Here is a 25813-nt window from a genome sequence, read left to right as displayed (position 1 = left end):
GGGCAGGCCGAAGGCCGGCCCGGGCGGTTTCACGGGATGGTGCGGGTCAGGCGGGGATGAACGGCCAGTCGCGCTCCACCACGGCTTCGGGGTCGGTGCGGCGCAGGTACTCCTCCAGGGAGGCCGCCTGGTGGGCGCGCCAGTGCTTCTGCGCGGTGTGCAGGTCCTCCAAGTCCATGGCGGCCAGGTGAGGGGTGGTGTGGGCGAGCTTCCAGGCCAGACGCGCGGCCGCCAGAGCATCGGCGGTGGCCCCGTGGGCGGCGCCGGTGAACACCACGCCGTGGTGGGCGCACACGTCCACGAGCTTGCGGCCGCCACGGCGGTAGGGATCGGCCTGCTTGTCCAGGACCATGGGGTCGATGACCCGCAACCCCGTGAGGTCGACCTGGTGGCCGTGGCGGCGCGCCTCCCGGTCCAACAGGGTCAGGTCGAAAGCGGCGTTGTAGGCCACCACCGGGGTGTCGGCGGCGGCCACGCTGGCCAAGGCCGCGACGATCTCACCCACCGCCTCGGCGGCGGGGCGGCCGTGGGCCCGGGCGTGCTCGGTGGTGATGCCGTGGATCTGGGTGGCCTCCTCGGGGATGTCGATGCCGGGGTCGATCAACCAGGAGAGTTCTTCGACACCACCGGTGGTGCCGTTGACGCGCAGCAGGGCGGCGGTCACGATGCGGTCGGAATCGGTGTCCACGCCGGTGGTCTCGGTGTCCAGGGCCACCAAGCGGTTCAGGTGCCAGTTCGTCACGGGGTCCTCGTTCTCCTAGGGGGTCAGGGGGAATCGGTGTCGGGCGCGGAGGTCTTTTCGTTGGTTGGTCGTGGTTGCGGCCCATACCCCGCGTGGCGGGCTGGATAGGTCCAGGGCGTAGGCCAGGCACGACGCGCTGACGGGACAGCGCGCGCAGACCTCGCGCGCGGCCGCGGTCTGGGCGGGGGTCTCGCGGTCGGGGAACCACGCCCGGTTGTCGGCCAGGCGTCCGCACAGCCCTTGGGTCATCCAGGCCCGGCCGGGGGTGGGATCGGTGCGGTTCAGGACGTTCTCCTTGTCGGTGTCGGGATATGCCGGTGGGTCGCCCCCGCTCCCCGGGGGCACGCCGACATTGAGGCGTGTACCGGGGAGGAGGGCCGCCTGCCGGGAGGTCGAGGGTCAGCGGCAGTTCTTGTGGGCTTCCCACTGGACGGGGTCGCTGCGGTCGACCATCGCTCCGCAGGCGCAGGGCAGGGCGATTCCGCGGACGGTTCGGGCCAGGCGCTGGATGAGGGTCATGGCGCGCCTACCAGCGGATGGTGCCGCAGCGGGTGCAGCTGGTCGTGCTTCCCACGGTCGCCCACACGTGGGCGCACGCGCCGATGGCACTGAGGAACAGGGTCGTGAGGCCCTGTCGGGGGGCGGTGGTGTGGTCCATACTGGTCTCGCCTCTTTCAGTTCGTTCTGCTTGGGGTCGCGGGGCCTCACCTGGTGCTTGGCTGTACTGGTGGGGTCTCGCTGTGCGTCGGGGGCGGTTTTACTTGCGGGGCGGGCGGTTGTTCCCGGGGTTCACCTCCTTGTCCTTGGTGGACGGTGTCCAGGGCAGGGCCAGGCCGTCTCTTGCTTCGCGGGGCACGATGTGGATGTGCAGGTGGGCGATGGTCTGGGTGGCGTCGGGCCCGATCGAGGTGATGAGGTTGGCCTGGTCGTCGGTGTGGGCCAGGACTTCGGCGGCGCGGCGCATCACCGCCGCACTCACCGACGGGTCGGCGGCGGCGTGGGGGACGTGCAGGCGCGGGATGACCAGCCAGTGCCCGGCCACCACGGGATTGAGGGGCACGATCGCGATGGCGTCGCACCACGTGGCCATGACCGTGGCGTCGCGTGTGCCGGCCACGATCTGACAGAACACGCAGGAAGGGTTCACGGCTGCACCACGCCGCGGAAGATGTGGCGGTGTTCGACTTCGACGCCGATACCCAGCGCGCGCAGGTGGGCGGCGGTTTCTTCGGCGACCCACACCGATCGGTGGCGTCCGCCCTGGCAGTAGACATGCACCTCGGTGAGTTCGCCGTGGCCGTCGTGGTAGGCCATCGCGGCCAGGACCCGGTCCACGGTGCGCTCGACCACGGCGCGTGAGCCGGGGGTGGTCTCCATGTGGCGGCGCACCGCGTGGTCCAGGCCGGTGAGGGTGCGCATCTTCGGATCGGTGTGTGGGTTGTGCAGGGCTTTGGTGAGGTCCACGGTGATCGCGTCACCGCTTGGCGGGTCTTGGTGCAGGGCACCGAAGGAGGTGATGAGGACCTTGATGGCGCCGCGGTCGGTCAGACCGGACAGGTCCTCGGGGAGGGTGTTCATCGCTGCTCCTCGAAGAGGTGAAGGGGGATGGACCGGACGGTCCCCCCGCATCCACCCCATTCGGGGTGGATGGGAGGCACGGCGTCCGGGCTCAGAGGCCCAGTGCGGCGGCCGCGCTGGGGTGCAGGTCGACGGTGGTGACGTAGAAGTCCTCACCGCCTCGTATCCGGTTGCAGGCGTCGGCGTAGAGCTCGGCCTGGTCGGCGTCGTCGAACGCCGCCGCGACTCGGGTGTCCTCGTAGTCGTGCTTGACGACCAGGTGGACGTTTGTCGGTGCGGGCATGGGAATCCTTCCAAAAATGAAACTTTGTTTCGCAACAAAGATGACGCTAGGGCGTCGATCCTGATCTGTCAATCGAGTTGCGAATCCTTGTTTCGCACTTTGGTTGTGTGATCATGAGGGCATGGTTGAACGAGAGGTTCCGCGGCTGCGGGCACTGCGCACCGATTACGACAAGGCACGAGCGGCGTTGATGCAGGGCATCCGTGAGGAACTCGAAGCCCGTGGCGGGCAGGGGTTGAACGTCATCGCCCGTTCGGTGGACTGGAGCCCGCAGTACATCGGCAAGATCCGTGACGGAAAGGTCGGGGACTGACCGACCGTCAGCATCGGGGGAGAGGGCGTCTGAAGAGGAGCCCAGAAGAGAGTCAGAAGCCGGCGGCGATCTGGTCCAAGCCGCCCACGATCCCCGCGAGGAAGCCGTAGAGGCTGGCGAAGGGCCCGCCGGCGGCGACCCAGATGGCGGGCAGCGTCAGAGCGATCCATGGCGTTGCCGTCCGACCGCCGCCCTCTTTGATCTCGTAGCCGATCCACGCGCTCGCGGCCACGGCCACGATCAGCGACACCGCGATGCCCACGGCGTTGCCGGTGGCCGACATCGCGGTGGCGATGTGGCTGGCGATCCAGGGCGTGAGGGCCAGTCCCGCGATGAGGGCGGAGATGGTCAGCAGACGGCCCCGCCTGCCCAGGATGTAGAGCACGATGGTGAGCCCGATGGCGCCCACGGCGACGATGCCCATGTGTGTCTCCAGTTCTGAAAGCCCCATGCGGGGCGCAAGAACCATCACCGAAAGTGACGGATTGCGGTGTGGGGGTGTGGGTGCCGTCCCACCTGGGACAGCACCCATACCAGTGGGGGTTGGCCCCTGGAAAAGAGCGGAGAACGGGGGGCGTCCCCGGTGGCTGTCCCAGCTGGGACAGCCTGTTCACAAGGGTGGGACGGGCCTGGGACAGGGGTGGGACAGCTCGAACTGTCCCACCCCTGTCCCAGCGTTGTCCCAGACGCGTCCCAGGTGCTGTCCCACTTCTGGGACAGCACCTGGGACAGCGCTACCGGTCACACAGCGTCGCGGAACTCGGGTGGGACTTGGACGTCTCCGAGCTGGATCCCGACAGCGGTTGAGTCCAGATCCGCGCGGGTGTAGCCGCGCGCCTTGGGGCTCTCCGCGCCCGGATGCATCCGGAAGGTCGCCTCAGCGGGGGTGAGCCCGATAAGCGCGAACAGTTCGCGAATGCGGGCGGCGTCCAGACCGGACGCCTCTTCTACGACCTTGGTGTGCACGCCCTTGTCACTGGCGTGGGCCAAGGCCACCTGAAGGAGCCGGGGCAAGGGCTGCTGGCCCAGACCTTTGAGGCCGCGCACGATGGCCTCGAACCCGTCATCCCCACCGCCGGTTCCGGCTTGCGGCCGGGAACCGCGCCGGCGGTTGCGTTCCTCCAGTTCCCGACGCTTGGCCCGGGCCCGCTCCACCGCGCCCTCCAGGTCGATGTCGGCCAGCGCCGGACGGATCTCCTTCCCAGCGGCGGTGTCCTGGCGGGATGCGGCGGGCCGGGTTGGGGCAACCGGGGGTTTGGCACCCAGCCACCCGGCCGCGTGCGCCCGTTCCCACCGCTGTAGGTAGGACGTGCGGTTGACGTTGATGGTCACGTCGTCCATGAGCGGCCGGTGTTCGTCGGTGGCCACCACGGTGTTGTCGGCGTCGTCGGGCTTGACCAGCAATCCCTTGAAAATGCGGGGAATGGTGCTGGGTTTGGGCTGGACCAGGCCGTATCCGGGATCGGGCATCTCCCCGGCCTTGGGCAGGCCCCGCGAGTACCCGTACATGTGGGTCAACTCCGAGTCCTCGTTGACGCGCATGGCGGTGCGCACCCCCGCCTGGGCCAGCAACGGTTTGGGCATCTGCTCGCCCCCGGCCGAAACCGCGCGCAACGCGCACGTCAACGGCCGGATGGACGCGCCCCGAGAACGGTTGGACAGCTCCACCAGCTTGTTCTTGATCTCCTTGGGCAGGTCCGCGGTCTCATCAGTGATGATCTGGATGTGGGGGATCGCGGTGGAGGCCGGCACCTTGTCGTCGTTGATCTGGGCCATGAGGTCGGAGTAACCCGAGGAGCGGGCGGGGATCGCCCCCAGCGCGAAGTCGAGCATGGCGTGGGCCTCCTTCGCCGTGGTGGCCACCCAGTCCACGCCCGGCTTGGACGCCCGCCCCTCCAACCACGGCCTGATCCACGGTTTGAAGGCTTTTCCGCCGTTGAAGTCGATACCGAAGACCAGCGCGTCGGGACAGCGCAGAATCTGGCGCATGATGAGCGCCAGATGCGCGCTCTTGCCCGATCCGGTCGCCCCGATCAGCGCCATCGCCGACCACTTGAGGTTGATCTTGACGTAGGAGCCGTCGCGGTACATCCCCACCAGCAGGTCGTCGTAGATGCTCATCGGGGAGAAGTCGTCCCCCACCGGGATGTCGTCGGCCAGCGCGTTGACGGTGCTCACCAGCAGCAGAACCCGGCGCCGCGACCCGTGCGAGGCGACCTCGATCCCGCACTCATCGGGCAGATCGGCGTCGGAGGCCAGATCCTCGGCCCGGGCCCGGATCGTCTTCCACGAACTCGCCCCCTTGGGCAGCTCCACGACGATGGACATGCCTGTCTCGCGCGTCTGGCCCGGCTGGTTCGGGTCGGGCATCATCCACTCGGCGATGTCGGTGACGCGCACGCCGGGACGGTCGACGCGGCAGATCCGGTTGATGCGCGCCTCCCACTCACCGGCCAGGCCCGCGCGCTGACGGATACGCTCCTCGGCGGCCTGGCGGTCCTCGGCAGCCACCTCGAAGCTGCGGGAGGCGGGTTGGAGGACGGCCGCGGCCACCGTTCCCACCCCCAGCGCGGCCAGGCCCGCGCTATCCCAAGGGCCGCCCGCGGCCAGGGCCCAGGAGCACCACCCCGTGTAACCCGCCCACCGCACGCCCCGGTAGAGGCGCGACACCCACGGCCCGCCCGTGGCCACCGACCGGGTGACGGCGGCGGTGGCGCCCACGGCCCCGGTGGCCAAAGGCCACCACCAGTCCAGGCCCACCTCAGGCAGCGACCCCACCGACGCCACCGCCAACGCCGCACTCGCGGCGTTGGCGGCTCCGAGAAACGGGCCCTGCTGGTGCGACCAGCGCTTGCGCGCCCGCTCTTTCTGCTGCTTCTTCGACTTCCTGGATTTGGTCTTGGTGCTACTGGCGGCCACGGGCCTGCTCCTCGATCAGGGTGTGAACATGGAGCGGGGCAGGACCGTCCTGGCCCCGCCCCGCGGTACGCGCGTGTTCAGTTCTGGTGAGATCAGTCCTGGTGGGAGACGTCCCAGCGCTCCTCGTGCGTGCGCGGTGCCTCCAGGCGCCCCAACTCCACCTCGTGGGCCGCGCGAAACAGCCCAGGCAGTTCGCTGGCGACCTCGGCCGACCCGCGCGCGGCATCACTGATCACGGTGAAGAACTCGGTCACAGCCGGGTCCAGCGGCTGCTCGTCCTCGGCCATGGTCCCCATCTCCGTCAGCCCGTCGGCCACGGTCGACAGCGTGGGCTCCAACTCCTTGAGGCCCTGCTCGTAGGTGAGCATCCCGACCTGGGACCCGCCCAACGCCTGAAGCGCGGCACGCAGCTCCTCGGCCGCATCACGGACTCTTTGCACCTCGGGTGCCACTGGCTTGTCTCCTTCGTCGTCACTGGTCAGGGCGAATATCAACCGCCCGGCGATGGACAGCGGCCCCTCCCCGCCCGGCACGGGCGCGCAGGTGCCGATGATGCGCCCGGTGAGCACACGGGGCGCAGACTTCTTCGGACCGGCCCCGATCGCGCCGATCGCGGCGGCGGCCACACCCAGCTGCCATCCGCGCAACCGCCCGTACCGCGGGTCCGAGGCACGGCGACGCAAGGTGTTCCACCAACGACCCCACAGGTCGCCGATGCCCTGCCACCATCCGCGCATACGCAACGCCCACCGGCGCCGCCGCAGGTACCCACTCACCCGCTGCGCCTGGGTACGCATACCGCGCCACCGGGCACGAGCCCGCCGGCGTGTGCGCACGGCACGCGGATTGCGCCAGATCTTGCCCAACCGGCGCACCAGGCGCCGGGCCTCGCGCCTGCGAACCGCCCGGGACGCCGGATCAGTGACGGACCGGCGAACGCCCGACCGGTGACCAGGGCGAGTACGCCCCATCAACCGCCCCAGCATCGCGCCCGGCCCACGCCGCGACGCCCCGCCGGCACGACCACCAGGGCGCACAGCGCGAGAAGGACCCGAGCTCCCGACCCCGCCTCGCCCGCGGCCCAACAGGCCACCGCCAGCGCGTCCCCCGCCCCCACCGGGGCGGGTAGGTCCCGAGAAGCCGCTGCGCCCCCCAAACGAGGAACGGGGCCCACCGAACCGGCCACCACCAGCAGCCGGACGGCCATTAGCGCCGGTAACGCGCCCGGAGGTGGAGCGCGACGGGCCGGGACGCGCGCTGCCAGAACGGCCCGTGGAACCGGTCCCGCCGCTGCGCTGGGTTGAAGCACGGTGGCGTCCAGCCCGGCCTGCACCGCCAGTTCCCGTCCCCGCACGGCCGGCGGTCCCACCGAGCAACCCTCGAAGACCACGCCCCCAGCCGGTCGCGGCGCGCCCGGCAGCGGTTCTCGCCGAAGCTCTCCGGCCCGCGCGGACCTGGCGCGCCTGGTGGGCCCGATGAGTGGCATAAGCGGCTCCGGCTACCCCTGCCACTCCGGCCGCCGCGATCAACCCCACCGGCCCCGCCGCCGCATAAACACCCGAAACGGCCGTGGCCAGACTGCTGGCCCCGGTCTCCAACAACGGGGGCAGCGGCGGTGGGTCACCGTCTTCCTGCTCCGCTGCCGGATCGGCTTGGGCTCCCTCAGCGGCCCGTACCGTCTCGGGTTCAGGGGCAGGGTCGGGCCGGGCGTCGTCGATCTCGGGCGGGTCCTCAACCTCTGTGGCCACCGGTTCCTCCTCTCTTCTGTGTCATCACGTTCGCCAGTCCCGGGATCAGGGTCTGGACGGGCGCCGTGGTCGCAGTGGTGTGCGCGGCCACCCACGCGGCGGCCTCGCTGCGCTGGTAGGAGCGCCTGTTCTGCCCGCACGGGCAGCGGGCGGTATGGACCCAGCCCTCGCCCTCTCCCAGGTCGGCGACCTCAGGGGTGGGGGCGAGACGGGCACGGTGGATCACGAGAGGACCTCCTCGAAGCGGTGGGGTGTGCTGGCATGCGGGCGTCATCGGCGTCCGACTCGTCCGGGAACTCCCGGCGGCATCGGCCATCGCGTCGCGCCCGCGTCTCGGAGTGGTGAGTGGACCCACCCACCAGGACGGGGTGGGTGGGTCCACTCACCCGCCGAAGCGGGGAGGCGGAGGGGGCACCCGCAGGTCAAGGCGGGGACCCCCTCATGTCTCACCGGGTGGAGTACAGGGCGCTCATGTCGTGGTCGAGGGCCAGGTCGTCGCGGTACCGGCGCACGGTGCGCGGGTCCACTCCCAGCTCACGGGCAGCGCCCTTCACCGTCGAACCCGCCCCGTTGTCGGCGACGTAGCGCAGCAGCCGATCCGACACGGGCAGGTCCTCCTCCTGGGGGGAGGCGCAAGGGGAGGCATCGGGGCAGGCGTGGGGAGGCACCCCCAGGCCAGTGGGGGAGGCACCCCCCACGCGCGCCCGTGGCTGCGCGAACCCGAACCCGGCGCTCGCGGCCGCGGCGACCTCCTTGCGCGGGGCCGCCTCCACCCGCGACCGGTCCTTGGCGGCCACCTCGGTGACCTCCATCCCCGGCAGGTCGGGAAGGAACTGCGCCAACACCGTGAGCGGCAACCCCCCGCCGATCTGCGCGGCCAGCTCGTAGCGGGCCTTGAGCCGGTCGGCTTCGGCCTGGTCGGTGGCCATGTCCACGGTCTTCTCCGCGTGGATCTTGGCCGTGGCCTCCTCCGCCTCGGCCTCGGCCTTGGCCCGCGCGAACGCCGCCGCGCGCTTGAGGTCGGCGATTTCGCGGCGCTGCTCCACCGTCAGGGAACAGTCATCGGCACCGGCTTCGGCGGCCTGGCGGGCGGCACCGGCCTCAGCGGCCAAGCGCTGCTCCTGGGCGTGGGCCTTGGCCCGGGCGACTTCGGCTTCGCGCTCCTGGCGCTCGGCCTCGACCCGGGCCCGCACGTCCTGGTCGCGGCGCGCCTCCCACGCGGTGCGAGCCATCAGGGCCACGTGCCACAGGAACTTCGAGCCGACCGGCAGCAGGGAGAACGCGACCGCCTCGGTGCCCCAGTGGTGCCACCCCAGCAGCGCGCTGGCCGCGATGGCAGCGGCCCACCCGCCGATACCGGCCATGCGACGCACGTCGGGGGCGAACCACGCGATGGCCACGGTCGAGACGATCACCACGTCCGCGAAGACGCCCGCGGCCCACCCGCTGGGGCCGCCGGTGATCTGCGCGACGGTGCTGGCCAGCCAGACCAGCGAGAGCAGCGATGGGAGAGCGGCCGCGCCCACGACCACGCGGGTCGGGGTGAGCCAGGACCAACCGTCCACGGCGGCCAACGCGGGCGGCTCCGGCGCGGGGGCGGTGGGCGGTTCGGCGGCGGGCGGTTTGGGCGGGGAGGCCGGCGCAGGCGGCACGGGGGCGGTGGGCGGTTTCGGAACGGTGGCGCGACCGCGGTTGAAGAACTGCATGGTGACTCCTCGTGGGATCATGGAAGAGACGCGGCGCCTGCCTACCGGTAATGGGCAGGGGCCGCGTCTCGTCTGTGTAAGGGGTGATCAGGCGTAGGCGCACATCGCCGTGGTGGTCACATAGACCGCCACGGTCGGGCACAGAATCAGGGGGCTGACCAGTTCGGCATTCATCGCGTGTCCACCTCGCCAGTGGCGTAGGTCCACACCCGCACGGTCACCCCGTTGACGGTGAAGACCACGTGGGGCCACTGGCCGCCAAGCCGGTTCCAGTCCACGGCGGCGTTGAAGGCGGTGGCCCACGTGGCGAGGTCTGCCCGGGCCTGTTCAAGGGATCGCATGGAGCGTGAGATCTGGCCGTCGAGCTTGTCGGGGTAGACGGTGCTGATCGACCATTCCGCTTCGGGCAGGCGCATCGACAGCAGGGTGTCGAGCACGCGCGCGCTGCGCTGCTGTGCGGTGAGGTAGTCGGTGTGCGACATTGGGAATCGCTCCTTTGGAGTGCGGCCCTGGCGGGGCTTGTCGGCTTGTGTGCCGGGGCCGCTTGGTTGATTGCGTGGCTCCACCCGTGCTTGCCGGCTTGGGTGGGGCCGCGTTCATGTCAGGGGTTGGGGTGTTCGTCGCGCCTGCGCTGCCAGTCCTCAGCGGCGTCGCGGACCTCTTGGGGCTCCCCTTCGGGCCAATCAGCCATCAGGCCGCCCACCTGGTCAGCTCCTCATCGCAGACGTCCCAGACGGGGGCGGTGCGAACGATGCTCAACACCAGGTCGGCGGGGCCGCCGTCGTCGGAGTCGGTCCCGCAGCCCAGGTAGTGGGCGGCGATGTCGGCGGCGGCGGCGCGGCGCGCGGCCAGCTCGGCGTCGTCCTCGTTGTCGAGAGCGATGGCGAACAGGTCGGGGTCGACCAAGAGCTCGGCGGGGATTCCCGGCAGCAAAGGGGGCTGGTGCATCTGCGGTTGCTCCTGCTTTCTCGTAGATGTGCCAGAGCCCCACCCGGGTGTGGTCCGGTGTGGGGCTCTCTGGGTGGGCGGGGGCGGGTCAGAGGGTGTCGGGCGCCAGGTCGAAGAAGATCGTGCTCGGGGGTCCGGCCGGCCCCTGCCGGTGGGCCTGGTTGATCATGCTCTGGCGGATCTCCTGGTAGACGACGTGGCGGCTGTGTCCCGTCGGCACGTCGAGGATGCCGGTGGCCTCGGAGATGAAGTGGTTCATGCCGCCCATCGGGAACTGGAGCGTCAGCACGTAAGCGAAGCGCTGGGTCGTGGTCTCAGCAGCCATCGGGTTCTCCCGTTCGTCGAGCTGTAGAGCCACCCGGCAGGACAGGCCGGGCGGGTGGTGTGGACCCGGGTGGTCCCCGCCCGCCCCCGCTCTCCTAGTGGTCCAGGAGACCGGGGGCGGACAGGCACCCCAGGGGTGCGGTGCGCGGCCATTCCGTGCGGCCCCGGGACCACCGGGGCGGCGCACCTCAAGGGGGTGCCGTGGCTGCGTCTTCCCTTCGCCGCCCCTTGTCTGCTCGGGGTGGGGTCAGGGCGTGCTCGCTATGTGCCGCGTGGGCTTGTCAACGCTCGTGCGCTCCGAGATTCCACGCGGTGAACAGGGCTTCGCCCTGGTCACCGGAGTCCTCCTCCGGGCTGCGGCTTGAGGCCGTGCAACTGTTATAGCACGCGATCGTTTAGTGTTCTAATACAGATGGAATTCTTCTTGGGCATGTATGCGTTGAAAGCGGCAGAGTTGCAGCTCACATGCCTGAACATTTATGCGTACTAGTACACTGACCATGTTCACCACGAAGGAGCCGAACATGTCCCCTCAGGTCCAGCGCACCGACCCGCCCTACATGCAGGTCGTGAAGCACATCAAGGCAGACATCGAGTCCGGCGTCCTCCAGGACGGCCAGAAGATCGATTCAGTGCGCGCTATCGCCGCGAAGTGGAAGATCTCGCCAGCGACCGCGAACAAGGTTGTCGGAACACTCAAGGCCGAGGGCCTCGTTCGCAGCGAGCCGGGCAGGGGCAGCATCGTCACCCGTGACCAGGTAGGGGCAAGCGCCAAAGACCGCGTGATCCGCAGCCTTGAGGGACGGATCTACGCCACGAACGAGCGCGCCGAGATCCGCGCCGCCGAACTCGTGCCCGCGCCCGAAGAGGTCGCGGACGCCTTGGGGATTCCCGTGGGGACGAACGTCATCCGGCGCCAACGGGTGACTCTTCGCGATGACGTCCCCTCTTCCGCCAGCACGTCCTGGTACAGCGGGGAGTTCGCCGAATCGGCTCCACTGCTGCTGGAAGCAGAACGATTGCGCCAGGGCACCCCGAAGTACGTGGAGGACCAGACCGGGCTCGTTCCCGCTGCCGGGAAGGACCAGCTCCGCGCCGACATCGCTTCGGAAGAAGACTCAGCAGCACTCGGCATCCCTCTTGGTTCCCCGGTCCTGCGCAAACAGAACTGGGTCCTCAGCGCTGAGGGAGACGTGATCGAGTTCGGCCAGTCCGTCTCCGTGCCCCGCCGGTGGGCCACCTACAACTACGAGATCTCCAGGTAGGAACACATGGAACTGCTGCACTCAGGCAAGGTGCGCGACGTCTACGCCGACGGCGACGACCTGATCCTGGTCACCTCCGACCGGGTGAGCGTCTACGACGTCATCCTGCCCACCCCGATCCCCGACAAGGGCAAGATCCTCACCCAGCTCTCGCTGTGGTGGTTCGAGCAGCTCGCCGACGTGGTGCCCAACCACGTCATCTCCTCCACCGACGTACCCGCAGAGTGGGCCGGGCGAGCGATCCGCTGCCAGCGCCTGGAGATGCTGCCCGTGGAGTTCATCGCCCGCGGCTACCTCGCCGGTCTGGGCCTGAAGGAGTACGAGAAGAACGGCACCGTCTCCGGCGAGCGGTTGCCAGCCGGTCTCGTCGAGGCGTCCAAGCTTCCCGAACCCGTGTTCACCCCCACCACCAAGGCCACCGAGGGCCACGACGAGTTCATCACCTTCGCCGACGTCGTCAACGAGATCGGCGCCGAGACCGCCGAGAAGCTGCGCGACGTCACGCTGAAGCTCTACACCCGCGGTGCGGAACTGGCCGCTGAGCGCGGCATCGTCATCGCCGACACCAAAGTCGAGTTCGGGCGCGCCCCCGACGGCACGCTGGTCCTGGGAGATGAGGTGCTGACCTCAGACTCCTCCCGTTTCTGGCCCGCCGACGACTGGACCCCGGGGCGTCCCCAGCACTCCATGGACAAGCAGTTCGTCCGCGACTGGTCCAGCACCATCACCGACTGGGACCGGACCCCGCCCGGCCCGGAGATCCCCACCGAGATCGTCGAAGCCACCCGCGCGCGCTACATCGACGTCTACGAGCGCATCACCGGCCGCCGCTGGGAGGGGTGAGCATGCAGACCTACGACCTGCACAAATTCCTGGGCGAAGTACGCGACATCCTGGAGCGCGACGGAATCCGACCCCAGCGCGGCGACGACCAGCCGCTACCGGAAGTCGCGGCCGGCATGCTGCTACGCGCGTACGGGGTCGAACCAGTCATGAACCCCGTCGACGGATTGCGGAACTCGATGGACAAACCATGGGTCGATGAAGACGAATCACGATCCTCGGGGACCGACACCAGCAGATAGATGGTCAATGCAGAGAGTGCCCCAGCAACCACTGGGGCACTCTCTGCATTTGCTGGTTGCTCTGGCTACTAAGCTTTTTGGCGGGGAGATAAGGCCCCAGAATCACTCGGGGCAAGTACGGCAGGCTCTGCCGGTTGCTACTCCTAGTAGGGGCGATGAGGACGGAGAGATGGTCCACTACGCGCCCATCCCCGACCCGTTGCTACCCCTCGTAGGGGCGATGAGGACCCGCGGCTACTACGCGTTGGACGAGATCAAGTTGTTGTTGCTACCCCTCGTAGGGGCGATGAGGACTCCCCACCAGCGCCGGGTACTCGAACCTGGCTGCGTTGCTACCCCTCGTAGGGGCGATGAGGACGGTGGTGTCGCCGGCCTTGCCGTCGACGATCTCCAGTTGCTACCCCTCGTAGGGGCGATGAGGACCCCTGCTGAAGCGCGCCGAACGGCTGTCCGCACTGTGTTGCTACCCCTCGTAGGGGCGATGAGGACGTAGACGGTGGTGGTCTCTCCATCCCACACGATCTGTTGCTACCCCTCGTAGGGGCGATGAGGACTCGTGCGTCACTAGGTTCAGGGGCACGTAGGACAGCTGTTGCTACCCCTCGTAGGGGCGATGAGGACCCAGTTCCATCCACGTGTACAGCTGCGGGCAGTGCGGTTGCTACCCCTCGTAGGGGCGATGAGGACCGGTCCTCTGAGCTTCACGCACGTTCACGTCCACCTCGTTGCTACCCCTCGTAGGGGCGATGAGGACCCGTCGTGGCCGCCCGGTATCTACCGGCTCGACGTGTTGCTACCCCTCGTAGGGGCGATGAGGACTCCACTCCGTGCACGGCCGCGTGCAGGTCCTGGCGTTGCTACCCCTCGTAGGGGCGATGAGGACATGACGTGCAGGGGCAGGAACGGGACGACGTTGGGTTGCTACCCCTCGTAGGGGCGATGAGGACCATGTCCGGGCTCCAGGTAGGCGTGGCGATTATCGCGTTGCTACCCCTCGTAGGGGCGATGAGGACCTGGAAATTGGACGAAGCCCAGGCCGGCACCTTCTCGTTGCTACCCCTCGTAGGGGAGATGAGGACCCTGAGCGTCTGGCAGCTCTGGCAGCGCCCTACCCGTTGCTACCCCTCGTAGGGGCGATGAGGACCGCGCGGTACCTGCCGCGCGCGAAGGTCACCGGCTTGTTGCTACCCCTCGTAGGGGCGATGAGGACTGGTGCCGGTCTGCCACGCGCCCAACGCCAGGCCGTGTTGCTACCCCTCGTAGGGGCGATGAGGACCTCGGGCAAAGGCGCAGGTGGACGCGCTGAGTGTCGGTTGCTACCCCTCGTAGGGGCGATGAGGACAGCACGCCGACGGAGTGAGCGCAGTGGTGGGGGTGTTGCTACCCCTCGTAGGGGCGATGAGGACCCCTCGCCGGTCCCCCCGTCGCTCTCACCGGATCCGCGTTGCTACCCCTCGTAGGGGCGATGAGGACAGGACAGTGCCGTGCTGGTGGGCTGGCTCAGCAGCAGGTTGCTACCCCTCGTAGGGGCGATGAGGACGCCCATACCCGCCAGGCCCCGGCGCTGGGTCTCGGGTTGCTACCCCTCGTAGGGGCGATGAGGACGCGTGATCGTCCTGTTTCTGGCCGTCGCGCTGTGGGCGTTGCTACCCCTCGTAGGGGCGATGAGGACCTCCTGGAACGCGGAGTGCACGGTGCCGTCCTCATGTTGCTACCCCTCGTAGGGGCGATGAGGACGCCTCGCTGCCCGTGTCACCCAGCTGGAGCAGCAGCTGTTGCTACCCCTCGTAGGGGCGATGAGGACGCGCTCGTCGCAGACGTTCATTGTTCCGCACAAGCGGTTGCTACCCCTCGTAGGGGCGATGAGGACCCGCACCTCCAGGCCCCGCGTGTCGCCGTGTTCGTGTTGCTACCCCTCGTAGGGGCGATGAGGACGAAACCGCACGGCAGCCCGGCCGCCAACGCGGGATGTTGCTACCCCTCGTAGGGGCGATGAGGACTCTCGACGATCTGGCGGCTGCCCGGGTGGTTTGGGTGTTGCTACCCCTCGTAGGGGCGATGAGGACCATCACCGACGCCGTGACCGTGGACTGCCTGCTGCCGTTGCTACCCCTCGTAGGGGCGATGAGGACTCAGCGCCACCAGGGCGCTGCCGCCCAGGATCCCGCGTTGCTACCCCTCGTAGGGGCGATGAGGACCCATAAGTGGCCGTGCCACGCACGCAAAAGCGCAAGGTTGCTACCCCTCGTAGGGGCGATGAGGACCCGCACTCGCCCGCCACCACGCGTGGGGCGCTTTCGCGTTGCTACCCCTCGTAGGGGCGATGAGGACGCCTCAGGGTGGTCGGCGTCGCCGTCGGACATGTCGTTGCTACCCCTCGTAGGGGCGATGAGGACGATCAACCCCTACGAGGGGCAAATGTTCGGCATGTCGTTGCTACCCCTCGTAGGGGCGATGAGGACGTGATGCGGTCAATGTCCACCCACGTGTCGCCGTGTTGTTGCTACCCCTCGTAGGGGCGATGAGGACCAAAAAAATGCCACATCTCACCACCCCATCTCTCGTTGCTACCCCTCGTAGGGGCGATGAGGACCCCACGGTAAAGCCGCAGGCCAAAACAGGTGAACAAGGCTGGTTTTCGCGACGTTTTGCAGCGGACCTCCGGTTGTGCAACCGAGCCCGGCGAGTCGCTGAAAAACGGCTTCGGCGCGTTTCACAGGATATCGCTGGGCGCAGGTTTGTCGCTGCCGAGAGTGTGGCGTACGAGCTGGGTGCCAGGAGGGAGCGTGTAGACGATTACGTGGTCGCTTGAGTGGTCGATGAGCTCGTTGACGTCGGCTTGGAAGCGGCGAAGCTGTGCGGGGCTGAGCTGGCCTTCGAAGACGCTTCGTTGTACATGGTGCAAATAGCGGCGGCAGGTGCGCAGGATACGGGGGTTGCGTTCTTGGGCCGTGTCATAGACGACGACAACGTGCACGGGTCACCACCAGATCCGGAAGGGCTTGTAGGAGTCGCCTTCCAGACAGGTGTGGGTCAGGCGCAGCGCTTCGAGGTAGAGCAGTTCGTCGTAGGCCACGCTGCGCTTGAGCTGGCGGTGGGTGATGGTGGTGGCGAACTCGTCGCGGATGGTCTGGACGACGAGTTTGCGTCCGGTGTCGCTCAGCATGGCCTGGTTGGAGTCGCTGTGGAAGTGGTGCGGTTTGAGCTGGTTGCGATTGGCCATTCGCAGTAGGACACGCTCGGCGAACAGTGGCTTGAAGACTTCGGCCAGGTCCAGGGCCAGGGAGTGGCGCTGACGTTCCATTGTGCTGTGCAAGAACGCGATTCCGCTGTGCAGGGGTGTCAACCGGATTGCTGTCAGCGTGCGGGCGTAGATGATGCCGTTGACGTAGCTGATGAAGGCGTTTCCCGCGTTGCGTGGCGGCCGGCGGCTGCGTCCGTGGAGTTGCAACCAGTCGGGGAGTTTGGTGTCGAGGACTTCCCAGGATGAGCGGCGGAAGGTGCCTTCGGCACCCATGAGGGCTTCGGTGCTGGTGGCGGTGGAAATACTTTTCTTGAGGGTCGTGTAAGGGGCTTCGAGCAAGGCCCGGTCGACGACGCGGCGCACGTTGAACGCGGTGGCGTGCACGATGTCGCGCGCGATGGCCAGTTTGCGTTCCTCGTCCATGGCCAGGCGGGCTTGGGCAAGTACCGTCTCGCCTGAGGTCGCGGTGTCGGCGGCGGCCAGGGATCCCTCGTAATCGCCGTAGTAGCCGAGCAGGTGGACGTTGATGTGGTGCTTGTTGAGCAATCCCAGAACAGAGGTGTTGACGTCCACGGGTTTGCAGCAGATCAGATCACGCACATCCGTGATGGGGATGCGCACGTGGTCGCCCTCGACGCGCTCGATGACCAGTGACTGGTCCTTGCGTCGGATACGGCAACTGGAGGTGAGCCAGTAGGTGCGGGTGGCGGCAGGCATGTCAGATGCTCCAGCAGTAGTCCTGGTAACTGCATCCGCGGCATGCGGTACGCGCCAGGCGTTGAGGGGAGACGGGAGAGGTCACAGTGGCCAGAACATCGGCGATGTCGGTTTGTGCTTGGGTTTCGTGTTCAGGGACGTAGGGGATGCGCTGGGTACGCCGGGTCTTGGGGTAGTGCAGCACCGCGCCCTTGGCCTCCACCCCCACGGCCCGCAACCGGTAGCAGTAATGGATGGCTTGGGCCTCGTCGGCTGGTGAGGGCTTGGAAGAGGACTTGATTTCGTGGACCCACAGGTCGCCGTCGAGGTCGTCCAGGCGTGCCGATCCCAGGTCCACAGGGGACGCCCGCCGGTAGGAGGTTTCGTGCACGGCCTCACCCATCTGCACCGAGCTGCTCAGGGATTCGGGGCGAAACCCTCGTGCGTAGAGCCATAACTGGCGGTGGCAGTGGTGCAGGTACTTCACGTGGACTCCGCCCACGTCTTCAGCGCTGATCACAGAATTTCTCCAGGCTGGTAGACAGAGCGGCCGTCACGCTGGATCGGTTCCAGGCCGGTTTCGGTGCTGTAGCCGTCTTCTTCCGTCGCGTCGACCACGAGTAGTCCGAGGCGGTGGTCCCAGCGTGCGAGACCACGGGCGTAGTTCGGAAGCGGAAGGAGGTAGCCGGCGGCCAGGAGTTTTCCTGCTCCGCGGTTCTTTCTGTCCACACCTTCTTTGAGGGCTTCTCGATAGACCTGAACATCCCCGGAGAGGATGCCTTCGATTCCGTCGAACATCTTGTCGAAAGCCTTTTCGAGGTCTCTGGAATCGTCGAAGGGCGGGTCGAATCCGAGGAAGCTTTCAGAGAATTCGGTGGACTTTTCTTGTACGGCTTCACGCCAGGCATCTCCCCAGGGGCTGGCGTAGATCTCGTTGAGCCAACCGGTGAACAGCTGCTCGTCGAGGGTGTGGCCGTCGTGGCGTTCAAGGAGTTCCCAGCCCTGGCGGGTCGGTGCGGCCTCGTACACCTTGTCGGCGTATTCGTCCTTGTCGCCGGTGCGCGGGGCGTAACAGGGGCGGTGCACGGTGACCGGCGCGGGAGCGGCGCGTTTGCCCAGCCGGTTGACGCGTCCGAAACGCTGGATGAGGGCTTCCAAAGGCGCGGCGGAGGTGTGCAGCACGTCGAAGTCCAGGTCCAGGGACACTTCCACGACCTGGGTGGTCACCACCAGACCGGGACGGTGCTCCTTGCCCGACGCGTAACGGCCGAGAATGCGTTTCTCGATCGCGGCCCGGTCCCGGTTTCTGAAACGCGCGTGCAGCAGGATCGCCGCATCTTCGCCGTGCAGGTTCAGTGCGGTGGCCTTGAGAGCCGCATAGATGCTTTGCGCGTCTGCGACGTTGTTGGCAACCACGAGCACGCTGCGGCCTTCTTCGAGGCTGCGGGTGATGGCTTTGGCGGTGGTCTCGCAGGTGAGGTGGGAGTCGTCCAGGTGCAGGCGGTGGCGTACCGGCCATGCCCGGCCTTGGGGCGGTGCGACCTCGGTGAGTGGCGCGTCGATGGCGTTTTCGATCAGGCGGGCCAACGCGTCGGGCAGCGTCGCCGAGACCACGCCGATGCGCCCGCCCAGGCGTACCCACAGCCCCATCATCGCCAGCATGATGCCCAGACGTCGGGAGTCGTAGGCGTGCAGTTCGTCGAAGACGAACACCGAATTCGCCGAGTCGATGAGGGTTGAGGAGTGGGTGGTTCCTGCCAGGGCCGCGCGCATCAGTTGGTAAGGGGTGGTCACGCGCAGCAGTTCGCGAAAGAGACGGCTGGCGTTGGCTTTGGCGACCGCGCGTTCGGCGTGCTCGATCGGAGTGCTCTCATCGTCCTGCTCGTCGCTCAGGGCGCGGTTGAGGTGGTAGCCGGCGGCCTTGGAGTGGGTGACGCCGATGCGTTCAAGGCCGGGGTCGTCGAGTCCTTCGCCCAGCCGCTCGGCCATGGCGTTGATGGAGGCGAGGTAGGGCAGCGTGTAGAACAGGCGCGGCTGTCCGCCGACGGTGGCGTTGAGTTGTCGGATCTGGGTGAGCGCCCACAGCAGGGACGCTTCTGTCTTGCCTTTGCCGGTTGGTGCGCGCAACAGCAGGTGGCCTTCGACCCGCTGTGCGGCGTTTTGGTGGGCGAACAGCGGTCCGGGCAGGGAGTCGCGTAGGCGCGTGGGGTACTGGCCGGTCAGGGCGTGTTCGGTGAGCAAAGGAACGTGGGCGGAGGCGACGTGGTCGCTCAGGGTGACCGCTCCTTGGAGCAGTACCGCGTGCAGCCCCGCGTCGTCATCGGGGCTTTCCTTGGCCCACTCGTTCATGATGTCGGTGAGGAGCCGGTGGGTGGCGCGGGCCAGGACCGTCTCGTCCACTGGGTCAGGGGCGGGTGCTTGGGCGCGGTGGGCCAACCACACGGCCAAGGCGTCGGCCGTGTGTGCGTCTACCGGCCCGAAGCTCTCGACTATCGCGGCCGGGTCGGGCAGGGCTTTCCTCTGCATGGCGATGGAATGGCCTGGTCGGCACTCTGCGCCGGTCAAGGGGCGGTGGTGGGTCACCACGCCCAGACCGATCCAGCGGCGGTCGTCCTCGTCCAGGTGGGACAGCACGTGGTCGACGAAGCCGAGGGAGTAGATCTCGTGGCGTTGTCCCCAGGCGTGGGAGCGTGAGGGGTTGGCGACCATGCGTTGGAACCCTTGAGGGACCTTGCCGGCGTCGTGGAACAGGCAGGCGAGCGCCGCCCACTCCCAGAAGCGCTCCGGGAGCAGTTCCACGTGTCCCACCCGCAGACGCAGCGTTTCCAGAGCATGGGTGATGGCGTCCAGGTGCTCAGTGAGCAGTTCGCCTCGGGGCTGGCCCGGGTCTGGGCTTTTGGCCCAGACCCGTTCGAGTGGATTCACTACGCTGCCTCGGCAACCAGGTCGGGGTGGACGCGGCCCAGACCGATCACGGCCTGCCCTTCAGGAGTGGAGTGCCCGGTGCTCAGGGGGTGGCTGCTGCCGGAGGCGGCGTAGCGGTACCCGGCCCAGGCGGTGCGGGCCCGATCTCTGCTGAAAGCGGTCGGCAGACGCAGCCGGGTGCCGGCAACGGACGCCTCCTCCGGGACCAGGGCGTGGCCCTGCCGCCCGGGGGCGGCGTGCAAGTGAATGCGTCGGGCGCGGGCGCACGCCAGATCCTGGCTGCGTCCCAGGCGTAGCGGCCACACCGGGCGGCGTACCGCCCGTTCCCACAGTTCGAGTCCGTTATGGAGCCACACCGTCAAGGTGGCGTCGGCCAAAAACGGCCGGTCCTGGGGTTGAGGGGTGAGGCGGGCTCCTTTGGCGTCCAGGCGATGATAGGTCTCCAGGTCGGTTCCCGAACCGTTGGCGCTGAAGGCCATCGCGAACACCGTGTCGGTGGGGACCGCGTCCCACCCCCCGGCCATGGACGCCAGCATGCCGGCCACCGTGGCCGGGGGAGGGCACGGCAACCCATACTGCACCCCGGCGTACAAGGGGTTGCGAAACGACACGATCGGTGCGGCGACCGTGACTTCCAGGACCTCGCTCACCGGGCGGCGTCCTCGAACCACGCGTCGTGCTCGCCTGCCTCGACGCGCTTGGCCAGTCCTTGTAGGACCACGCGCGGGTGGTCGATGACGACCTGGCCTTCATCGAGTTCGGTCTTGAGTTCTTTGCGTGCCTTCTCGCGCTGATCGCCCAGGAAACCGGGTGCCCAGCCGATGAGAATGGGACCGTCCAGTTCGTCCTCCCAGGCGGCCTTTTCCTCTTTGAAGGTTTCGGTGTCGAAGACGACATCGCCGTTCTGGGCGGCCAGCACTCGTGTGAAGGGGTTGTTGCCGCCCTTGAGGGGGGCCAACAGCACCAGGGAAGGGGCGCGGTCGCCGTAGTGCAGGGACTGCTTGGCGCCGCCGCGCACCTCGGCCATCGTGCGCAGCACCAACGCGGCCCGACGACGCCGCTCCTGGATGTCCAGACGCAGCGAGCCCACTCCGCGAAACTCCAGTTCCTGGGCGCCCGCGGCCAGCGCCTCGACTGCGGCCGCCGGTGACAGCGCCCGGCGCAGGCCACCGCCCTCCTGCTCGAACACGCCGACGCGGGCCAGGTCCAGCAGCACGTCCCCGGCCACCTGGGCCGTGTAGTGCTCGTGCTCGTGGATCACGGGGTTGGCGTCAGCGGGAAATCCGCGGCTCATCGTCCCGAAGTCCTTGGTGACGCCGGCCGGGAGCACAGAGACCAGTGTGCCGGTGGCCAGTACGGTGTCGCGCTGGTAGTTCTCCTTCTTCACCGCCACCATGTAGCCGAACAGGTCGTCGTCCAGGTGCAGGTCGGGGCGTCCGGCGGTGTGGGCCTGCTGCTTGGTCCCCGATCCTGAGCGCGTGACCGGCGAGCGCGATTCCGACGCGGGAAGGGAGTCGCGCAGCCACCGGCGAAACGCCTGGGCCGACACGTACGGGTAGGCCTTCTTGTTGATCCACAACTTCTTGGTGACGGCGACGTTGTCCTCACCGCGACCGTTGTTGGGCGCACCAGCGGTGATGTCCAGGGCAATCTTGCCCACCAGGTAGGTCACGGTTCCTAGTCCTCTTCCTTCTCGTCGACGTCGTCGTTGACGCCGGACTCTTCTTCCAAAGCACTGCGCTGCTCGGGATCGTCCCGCCAGGCCGGAGCCAGCTCGTGCAGTTCGGCCAGCATTCCCACGAACAGCAGGTCCCGGTGCAGGTAGTTGCGTTCTTCCGAATCGAACAGCAGCAGCCACTGCTGTTCGGTCACGAACGGCTCGGGCGAGCTCGAGCGCAGCATGTGCTGCGTGGACTTGTTTCGCAGCCACGCCCGAAGACCTTTGGGCGACCTGTGCGCCTGGAAGTACTTCTTCAGTTCGCCGGCGTCCTCGGTGTCCACCGTTTCGGCGATACGCCGCGCGAGTTGGCGAATCGCCGCGGCATCTGTCTCAGTCGTCATCAGAACCCTCGTGGAATAGGAGAAACACGCCTGCGCCAGTGCCGGGCCCTCACCCGGCACCCCCGTCTTCTTCTCGGTCAGGTCACGCAGGTAGGACGAAGCCGAGGACACCACCCACAAAGGGCGGTCGAAGAGATTGCGCGCCAGCATCGACGCACCAGGCACCTTCGGCGAGTGGTGCGCCCTGGCCAGAAAAACCCACCCCTGCTTGTGCCGGTCATAGGCCGAGGCGCTGATCCACTCCGCCGCAGGCTGGTCGATCGCGTGGACGGTGAGTTCCTGCTCCTTGTTGCTGTTGGAGAACACCATCAGTTCCACACCGTCGACGAGGTCGCCCTCGTAGGCGCGCAGCGCCTCGACGACCCGGCGCTGGCGCGAGTAAGCCATCGACTTGGCCGCCGGCACCGCCGACGATCCGGGGGAGAAGACCGAGCGCTTGAGCATGCGCCGCGCCTGGACCCCTACTGTCTCGGAGAGGAACTCGTCGTCCCAGCTGTGGATCAAAGCCGCCCGCCCGCCGCTGACCACGCACGCATACGGCAGCGCATAGAAGCTCAACAGGCATCCCCGACACAACGCCATGCCCTCATGGCCGGGCACGGTGGTGTTGCGGTAGGAAACACTGGCGGCCAACGGCACATCGACCTTGCCGAACCACCCGCACGCCGCCACCCCGCACAGCACGCACGGCGCATCAAGCACAGCGTCGACCTCGGGAACGTCGCGCCACTTCAACAACTCCTCCCGGCGCTCCTCCACCGACATCTTCTTGCGGTTGGTGGTGTTGAGCGGGCAGTTGGGCCAGAAAAGGTAGCTGGCCCCCAACCAGAAACCACCTGGCTGCTTGGAGTCGACCAGCTCCACCGTTGCTTCCAGGTGTCCCGTCATCAAAGTGTTGGCCGCCCGCAGCTCTTCATCTGTGAGCTCCTGCGGGTGTTTCATGCGACGCAGCTTGTGGCCAGGAGCCGCAAGCAGCGCCAACGCGAACGCCCCAGCCCGCTGTAACGGATGCGACGTCAACCGCACCGACAACGACCCCGTGGTCGTCACAACGCCGCTCACGCCGCCACCCAACCAAACCCCGCAGAGTTGGCCTGGCCCAAACCCCAGCTCCAAATCCCCTGCAACACCTCCGGAGCGCCCACGAGCTCCACCTCCACCGGAGCCCCCGGCTTCAAACCGCCCCCGACCGCGAACGAACGTTTAGGCCCCACCCAGGTGACTGCCTCAACCGACACCTCCTCGTCCAAACCCAACGTCACCGCTTTGCGCCGCAGGTTCTGCGCGAAGTACTGGGCGAACTCCGCTTCCTCGGGCAGCACCCACGCCTCCCGCTTGGCGCGCACACCCTCGTCGTCACGCCCAGACCCCTTCATCACCACCGGGGTGGAGGTGCGCAGCCGTGCCCGACCCGACGCGAACGCCGGCGCCTCCAGCACCGAAACCGACTCGATCCTGAAAGCCGTGCCGCCCCAGTCCACGACCTCGCGCCCCACCAAGCCCTTGGCCAGGCCGTGCACTACGTCGGGAAGCGGACTTCCCAGCTCCACACACCCCGATCCGCCGACCGCGTACACCCCGCGCTTGCGCCGCGCCGAAGCGAACATCGGCGCCCCGTGACCGAAAGGCACCATCCCGAACGGACCCGTGCCCTCCTCGTGCAGGCGCGCCCCCACTTCCGGGGCGCCGTGCGCAAGAAGGTCGTACACCAACCCCCGCCCCGGCTTGAGCACCTGCGCCCACGGCAACGACGTCGCCGACGTACGCACCCCCACCCGCAACCGCACGACTCACACCCGCTTCCACCAGCACACCCGATACGTCTGCGGCACAAGTTAAGGCAGAGGTGCGGCATAGGTGAGCCGAATTACGAAAATTCCGCCAATCACAAAGGCGATGGCCGAACCCGGCCAAATTCCCTCACTCTTAGTGCCTTGACGATCGCTTTTCCGTGAGAAAGCGCATTGTTCCGAGTCGTCTCCACCCCAGAACACACGCCAACCACGTTGTGCGAAAATCGGGGACAAGACACCCGTAGCCACGAAGTCGCCGAAGAACGATTTTTCAGCGACTCACCGTGCTCGGTTGCACAACCGGAGGTCCGCTGCAAAACGTCGCGAAAACCAGCCTTGTGCACCTGTTTTGGCCTGCGGCTTTACCGTGGGGTCCTCATCGCCCCTACGAGGGGTAGCAACGTGTAGGGGGCGGGCCGATCACGAACATCGTTGGCGTCCTCATCGCCCCTACGAGGGGTAGCAACTTGTTCTGCGTCCCCGGCTAGCGGGGAGATTCGCAACGTCCTCATCGCCCCTACGAGGGGTAGCAACCTCTTATTCTTTTGGCTCTCACGCAGTATCGGAAAAGTCCTCATCGCCCCTACGAGGGGTAGCAACATGGGGTGCACGGGGTGCCCGGTGTCGTCGTCTCGTCCTCATCGCCCCTACGAGGGGTAGCAACCGCACAGCAGGGGGTACTGCCGTCTGGAAGGAAACGTCCTCATCGCCCCTACGAGGGGTAGCAACATGCGGATGCGGAGCTCCCCGAGCCTGTCACCCCGGTCCTCATCGCCCCTACGAGGGGTAGCAACTCATCTTCGGGGCCGTCATCCTCAGGTGAGGGTGCGTCCTCATCGCCCCTACGAGGGGTAGCAACCACGCCCCGTTCAGCGGCGCATAGACGGGAGACACGTCCTCATCGCCCCTACGAGGGGTAGCAACATGATCAGGTATGCACCATCGAGGCCGTCAGAGCCCGGGTCCTCATCGCCCCTACGAGGGGTAGCAACCGCCGGGTAGGTGCGCATGACAGCGGACATTCTCGTCCTCATCGCCCCTACGAGGGGTAGCAACAGACCGGCCGGGGGGACAAATAAAAACCAGGACCGGTCCTCATCGCCCCTACGAGGGGTAGCAACGCCAGGCCCTCAGCGGTGAGCTGGTGGCGGGTCGGAGTCCTCATCGCCCCTACGAGGGGTAGCAACTGTGCGGACCGCGTGGCTGCTGATACGGAACCGGCGGTCCTCATCGCCCCTACGAGGGGTAGCAACAGGAGAGCGTGCAGCAGGCGCTGGCCCTGGCCACCGGTCCTCATCGCCCCTACGAGGGGTAGCAACGTCCAGATGTTGTCGCGGCCGCCGAACGCTCCGATGGTCCTCATCGCCCCTACGAGGGGTAGCAACGGCACCTGCTGGGCAAGTTCGGCCCGGACAAGGACGTCCTCATCGCCCCTACGAGGGGTAGCAACCGGTGACGGCGAGTTGCCCGCCGGCGTCCGGGCCGGTCCTCATCGCCCCTACGAGGGGTAGCAACACGTGCACGTGGACCTCGTGCCCGACGGCGAACTCGGTCCTCATCGCCCCTACGAGGGGTAGCAACCTGAGCGTGGCCTCCTGGAGGCAGCCGTGGGCGGTGGTCCTCATCGCCCCTACGAGGGGTAGCAACACGACGGCCGGGACGGACGCCACGGCGGAAGCGAGTCCTCATCGCCCCTACGAGGGGTAGCAACGAGATGGCGCAGGAGCAGATGACCCGGCGGGGCTGGTCCTCATCGCCCCTACGAGGGGTAGCAACACATTGACTCCCATGAGCGTCCCGGCGGTGTGCCCAGTCCTCATCGCCCCTACGAGGGGTAGCAACATGGACAGATGGTTTTTCGGCGGGATCTCCGTCGTGTCCTCATCGCCCCTACGAGGGGTAGCAACCGGAACTGCGCGAATTCCTGCCACGCCCACACCAGTCCTCATCGCCCCTACGAGGGGTAGCAACTAATGGCGAGTCAGGGGGTAGGCGCACGTCTGGAGGGTCCTCATCGCCCCTACGAGGGGTAGCAACATCAGCCACGCACCCCACCACCACGACGAGAACACCCCGTCCTCATCGCCCCTACGAGGGGTAGCAACGGGTGGCCACGCTCTACCTCGCTGAGGAAGACACGTCCTCATCGCCCCTACGAGGGGTAGCAACACCCCCAGATCCCC

At 67.6% G+C, this 25813-nt stretch carries 26 protein-coding genes and 2 CRISPR repeat arrays (1 of these 28 only partly in view); of the genes, 4 read left to right on the top strand and 22 right to left on the bottom strand.

What is annotated here, in order from left to right:
• Nucleotides 1-46 precede the first annotated feature (46 nt).
• The 6 genes from QSJ59_RS03275 to QSJ59_RS03250 all read right to left on the bottom strand — a co-directional run bounded on the left by QSJ59_RS03275 (nt 47) and on the right by QSJ59_RS03250 (nt 2603).
• Nucleotides 47-742, bottom strand: a complete 696-nt coding sequence (locus QSJ59_RS03275; RefSeq protein ID WP_285757167.1) for an exonuclease domain-containing protein — start codon at nt 740-742, stop codon at nt 47-49.
• 15 nt (nt 743-757) lie between these two features.
• Nucleotides 758-1087 (bottom strand): WhiB family transcriptional regulator, encoded by a 330-nt coding sequence (locus tag QSJ59_RS03270; RefSeq protein ID WP_285757165.1) that lies wholly within the window; start codon nt 1085-1087, stop codon nt 758-760.
• Between the two features lie 181 nt (nt 1088-1268).
• Complete coding sequence (locus QSJ59_RS03265; RefSeq protein WP_285757163.1) at nt 1269-1400, bottom strand: hypothetical protein; 132 nt, start codon at nt 1398-1400, stop codon at nt 1269-1271.
• Between the two features lie 99 nt (nt 1401-1499).
• The gene (locus tag QSJ59_RS03260; RefSeq protein ID WP_285757161.1) at nt 1500-1874 is read right to left on the bottom strand and encodes an HIT family protein; all 375 of its coding nucleotides are present in this window, start codon (nt 1872-1874) and stop codon (nt 1500-1502) included.
• 11 nt (nt 1875-1885) lie between these two features.
• Entirely contained in the window at nt 1886-2320 is a 435-nt protein-coding gene (locus QSJ59_RS03255) for a RapZ C-terminal domain-containing protein (protein ID WP_285757160.1), read from the bottom strand.
• A 91-nt stretch (nt 2321-2411) separates the two neighbouring features.
• Nucleotides 2412-2603, bottom strand: a complete 192-nt coding sequence (locus tag QSJ59_RS03250) for a hypothetical protein (protein WP_285757158.1) — start codon at nt 2601-2603, stop codon at nt 2412-2414.
• Nucleotides 2604-2724: 121 nt separating this feature from the next.
• Here QSJ59_RS03250 and QSJ59_RS03245 point away from each other — a divergent pair, with 121 nt between their 5' ends.
• Nucleotides 2725-2916 carry a hypothetical protein gene (locus QSJ59_RS03245; protein ID WP_285757157.1) on the top strand — a complete coding sequence of 64 codons (192 nt, stop codon included), beginning with the start codon at nt 2725-2727 and terminating at the stop codon, nt 2914-2916.
• 52 nt (nt 2917-2968) lie between these two features.
• Here the strand turns inward: QSJ59_RS03245 and QSJ59_RS03240 are convergent, their stop codons facing one another.
• The 8 genes from QSJ59_RS03240 to QSJ59_RS03205 all read right to left on the bottom strand — a co-directional run bounded on the left by QSJ59_RS03240 (nt 2969) and on the right by QSJ59_RS03205 (nt 10562).
• On the bottom strand, nt 2969-3340 hold the full coding sequence (locus QSJ59_RS03240; RefSeq protein WP_285757155.1) for a hypothetical protein: 372 nt from the start codon (nt 3338-3340) through the stop codon (nt 2969-2971).
• A 317-nt stretch (nt 3341-3657) separates the two neighbouring features.
• Nucleotides 3658-5835, bottom strand: a complete 2178-nt coding sequence (locus QSJ59_RS03235; RefSeq protein ID WP_285757153.1) for a hypothetical protein — start codon at nt 5833-5835, stop codon at nt 3658-3660.
• A 92-nt stretch (nt 5836-5927) separates the two neighbouring features.
• Nucleotides 5928-6632, bottom strand: a complete 705-nt coding sequence (locus QSJ59_RS03230; RefSeq protein WP_285757152.1) for a hypothetical protein — start codon at nt 6630-6632, stop codon at nt 5928-5930.
• A gap of 934 nt (nt 6633-7566) precedes the next feature.
• Entirely contained in the window at nt 7567-7809 is a 243-nt protein-coding gene (locus tag QSJ59_RS03225) for a hypothetical protein (protein WP_285757151.1), read from the bottom strand.
• Between the two features lie 220 nt (nt 7810-8029).
• Nucleotides 8030-9289, bottom strand: coding sequence for a hypothetical protein (locus QSJ59_RS03220; RefSeq protein WP_285757150.1), 1260 nt, complete (start codon nt 9287-9289; stop codon nt 8030-8032).
• A 170-nt stretch (nt 9290-9459) separates the two neighbouring features.
• Entirely contained in the window at nt 9460-9771 is a 312-nt protein-coding gene (locus tag QSJ59_RS03215) for a hypothetical protein (RefSeq protein ID WP_285757149.1), read from the bottom strand.
• A 208-nt stretch (nt 9772-9979) separates the two neighbouring features.
• Entirely contained in the window at nt 9980-10237 is a 258-nt protein-coding gene (locus QSJ59_RS03210) for a hypothetical protein (protein ID WP_285757148.1), read from the bottom strand.
• A gap of 88 nt (nt 10238-10325) precedes the next feature.
• Entirely contained in the window at nt 10326-10562 is a 237-nt protein-coding gene (locus QSJ59_RS03205) for a hypothetical protein (protein WP_285757147.1), read from the bottom strand.
• Between the two features lie 523 nt (nt 10563-11085).
• Here QSJ59_RS03205 and QSJ59_RS03200 point away from each other — a divergent pair.
• From QSJ59_RS03200 to QSJ59_RS03190, 3 genes are read left to right on the top strand one after another with little or no spacing between them, the layout of a single operon-like run.
• A complete protein-coding gene (locus QSJ59_RS03200) occupies nt 11086-11826 on the top strand; it encodes a GntR family transcriptional regulator (protein ID WP_285757146.1) in 741 nt (246 codons plus the stop codon).
• Nucleotides 11827-11832: 6 nt separating this feature from the next.
• Nucleotides 11833-12669 (top strand): phosphoribosylaminoimidazolesuccinocarboxamide synthase, encoded by an 837-nt coding sequence (locus QSJ59_RS03195; protein ID WP_285757145.1) that lies wholly within the window; start codon nt 11833-11835, stop codon nt 12667-12669.
• Between the two features lie 2 nt (nt 12670-12671).
• On the top strand, nt 12672-12911 hold the full coding sequence (locus QSJ59_RS03190; protein WP_285757144.1) for a hypothetical protein: 240 nt from the start codon (nt 12672-12674) through the stop codon (nt 12909-12911).
• A gap of 133 nt (nt 12912-13044) precedes the next feature.
• Nucleotides 13045-15504: direct repeats of the CRISPR family, unit length 30 nt; unit sequence GTTGCTACCCCTCGTAGGGGCGATGAGGAC.
• A 120-nt stretch (nt 15505-15624) separates the two neighbouring features.
• Here QSJ59_RS03190 and cas2 read toward each other — a convergent pair.
• The 8 genes from cas2 to QSJ59_RS03150 form a co-directional block, all read right to left on the bottom strand.
• A complete protein-coding gene (gene cas2, locus QSJ59_RS03185; RefSeq protein WP_285757142.1) occupies nt 15625-15888 on the bottom strand; it encodes a CRISPR-associated endonuclease Cas2 in 264 nt (87 codons plus the stop codon).
• Between the two features lie 3 nt (nt 15889-15891).
• Entirely contained in the window at nt 15892-16872 is a 981-nt protein-coding gene (gene cas1b, locus QSJ59_RS03180) for a type I-B CRISPR-associated endonuclease Cas1b (protein ID WP_285757141.1), read from the bottom strand.
• Nucleotide 16873: 1 nt separating this feature from the next.
• A complete protein-coding gene (locus tag QSJ59_RS03175) occupies nt 16874-17371 on the bottom strand; it encodes a CRISPR-associated protein Cas4 (RefSeq protein WP_285757140.1) in 498 nt (165 codons plus the stop codon).
• On the bottom strand, nt 17368-19776 hold the full coding sequence (gene cas3 / locus QSJ59_RS03170) for a CRISPR-associated helicase Cas3' (RefSeq protein WP_285757139.1): 2409 nt from the start codon (nt 19774-19776) through the stop codon (nt 17368-17370). Before cas3 ends, QSJ59_RS03175 begins: the two co-directional genes overlap by 4 nt.
• Nucleotides 19776-20426, bottom strand: a complete 651-nt coding sequence (gene cas5 / locus QSJ59_RS03165) for a CRISPR-associated protein Cas5 (protein ID WP_285757138.1) — start codon at nt 20424-20426, stop codon at nt 19776-19778. Before cas5 ends, cas3 begins: the two co-directional genes overlap by 1 nt.
• Nucleotides 20423-21448 (bottom strand): type I-B CRISPR-associated protein Cas7/Cst2/DevR, encoded by a 1026-nt coding sequence (gene cas7i, locus QSJ59_RS03160; RefSeq protein WP_285757137.1) that lies wholly within the window; start codon nt 21446-21448, stop codon nt 20423-20425. The genes cas5 and cas7i overlap by 4 nt, the downstream gene beginning before the upstream one ends.
• 5 nt (nt 21449-21453) lie before the next feature.
• Nucleotides 21454-22779: a hypothetical protein gene (locus QSJ59_RS03155; RefSeq protein ID WP_285757136.1), complete on the bottom strand. Its 1326-nt coding sequence runs from the start codon at nt 22777-22779 to the stop codon at nt 21454-21456.
• 116 nt (nt 22780-22895) lie between these two features.
• The gene (locus QSJ59_RS03150; protein ID WP_285757135.1) at nt 22896-23624 is read right to left on the bottom strand and encodes a CRISPR-associated endoribonuclease Cas6; all 729 of its coding nucleotides are present in this window, start codon (nt 23622-23624) and stop codon (nt 22896-22898) included.
• A 378-nt stretch (nt 23625-24002) separates the two neighbouring features.
• Nucleotides 24003-25813: a CRISPR direct-repeat array (repeat unit 30 nt; unit sequence GTCCTCATCGCCCCTACGAGGGGTAGCAAC); it runs 184 nt beyond the window's last position.

It is taken from the genome of Nocardiopsis ansamitocini (genome assembly GCF_030268225.1).
GTDB lineage: Bacteria > Actinomycetota > Actinomycetes > Streptosporangiales > Streptosporangiaceae > Nocardiopsis_D > Nocardiopsis_D ansamitocini.
Note: the sequence above shows the minus strand (reverse complement) of the source record. Positions and strands in the feature narration are given on the sequence as shown.

Coding starts and splice junctions, on each gene's coding strand:
- QSJ59_RS03230 (WP_285757152.1), bottom strand. CDS start 6,632: ATGCGTACCCAGGCGCAGCGGGTGAGTGGGTACCTGCGGCGGCGCCGG.
- QSJ59_RS03220 (WP_285757150.1), bottom strand. CDS start 9,289: ATGCAGTTCTTCAACCGCGGTCGCGCCACCGTTCCGAAACCGCCCACC.
- QSJ59_RS03195 (WP_285757145.1), top strand. CDS start 11,833: ATGGAACTGCTGCACTCAGGCAAGGTGCGCGACGTCTACGCCGACGGC.
- QSJ59_RS03215 (WP_285757149.1), bottom strand. CDS start 9,771: ATGTCGCACACCGACTACCTCACCGCACAGCAGCGCAGCGCGCGCGTG.
- cas1b (WP_285757141.1), bottom strand. CDS start 16,872: ATGCCTGCCGCCACCCGCACCTACTGGCTCACCTCCAGTTGCCGTATC.
- QSJ59_RS03265 (WP_285757163.1), bottom strand. CDS start 1,400: ATGGACCACACCACCGCCCCCCGACAGGGCCTCACGACCCTGTTCCTC.
- QSJ59_RS03155 (WP_285757136.1), bottom strand. CDS start 22,779: ATGAAACACCCGCAGGAGCTCACAGATGAAGAGCTGCGGGCGGCCAAC.
- QSJ59_RS03240 (WP_285757155.1), bottom strand. CDS start 3,340: ATGGGCATCGTCGCCGTGGGCGCCATCGGGCTCACCATCGTGCTCTAC.
- QSJ59_RS03245 (WP_285757157.1), top strand. CDS start 2,725: ATGGTTGAACGAGAGGTTCCGCGGCTGCGGGCACTGCGCACCGATTAC.
- QSJ59_RS03255 (WP_285757160.1), bottom strand. CDS start 2,320: ATGAACACCCTCCCCGAGGACCTGTCCGGTCTGACCGACCGCGGCGCC.
- QSJ59_RS03200 (WP_285757146.1), top strand. CDS start 11,086: ATGTCCCCTCAGGTCCAGCGCACCGACCCGCCCTACATGCAGGTCGTG.
- QSJ59_RS03210 (WP_285757148.1), bottom strand. CDS start 10,237: ATGCACCAGCCCCCTTTGCTGCCGGGAATCCCCGCCGAGCTCTTGGTC.
- QSJ59_RS03190 (WP_285757144.1), top strand. CDS start 12,672: ATGCAGACCTACGACCTGCACAAATTCCTGGGCGAAGTACGCGACATC.
- QSJ59_RS03250 (WP_285757158.1), bottom strand. CDS start 2,603: ATGCCCGCACCGACAAACGTCCACCTGGTCGTCAAGCACGACTACGAG.
- QSJ59_RS03205 (WP_285757147.1), bottom strand. CDS start 10,562: ATGGCTGCTGAGACCACGACCCAGCGCTTCGCTTACGTGCTGACGCTC.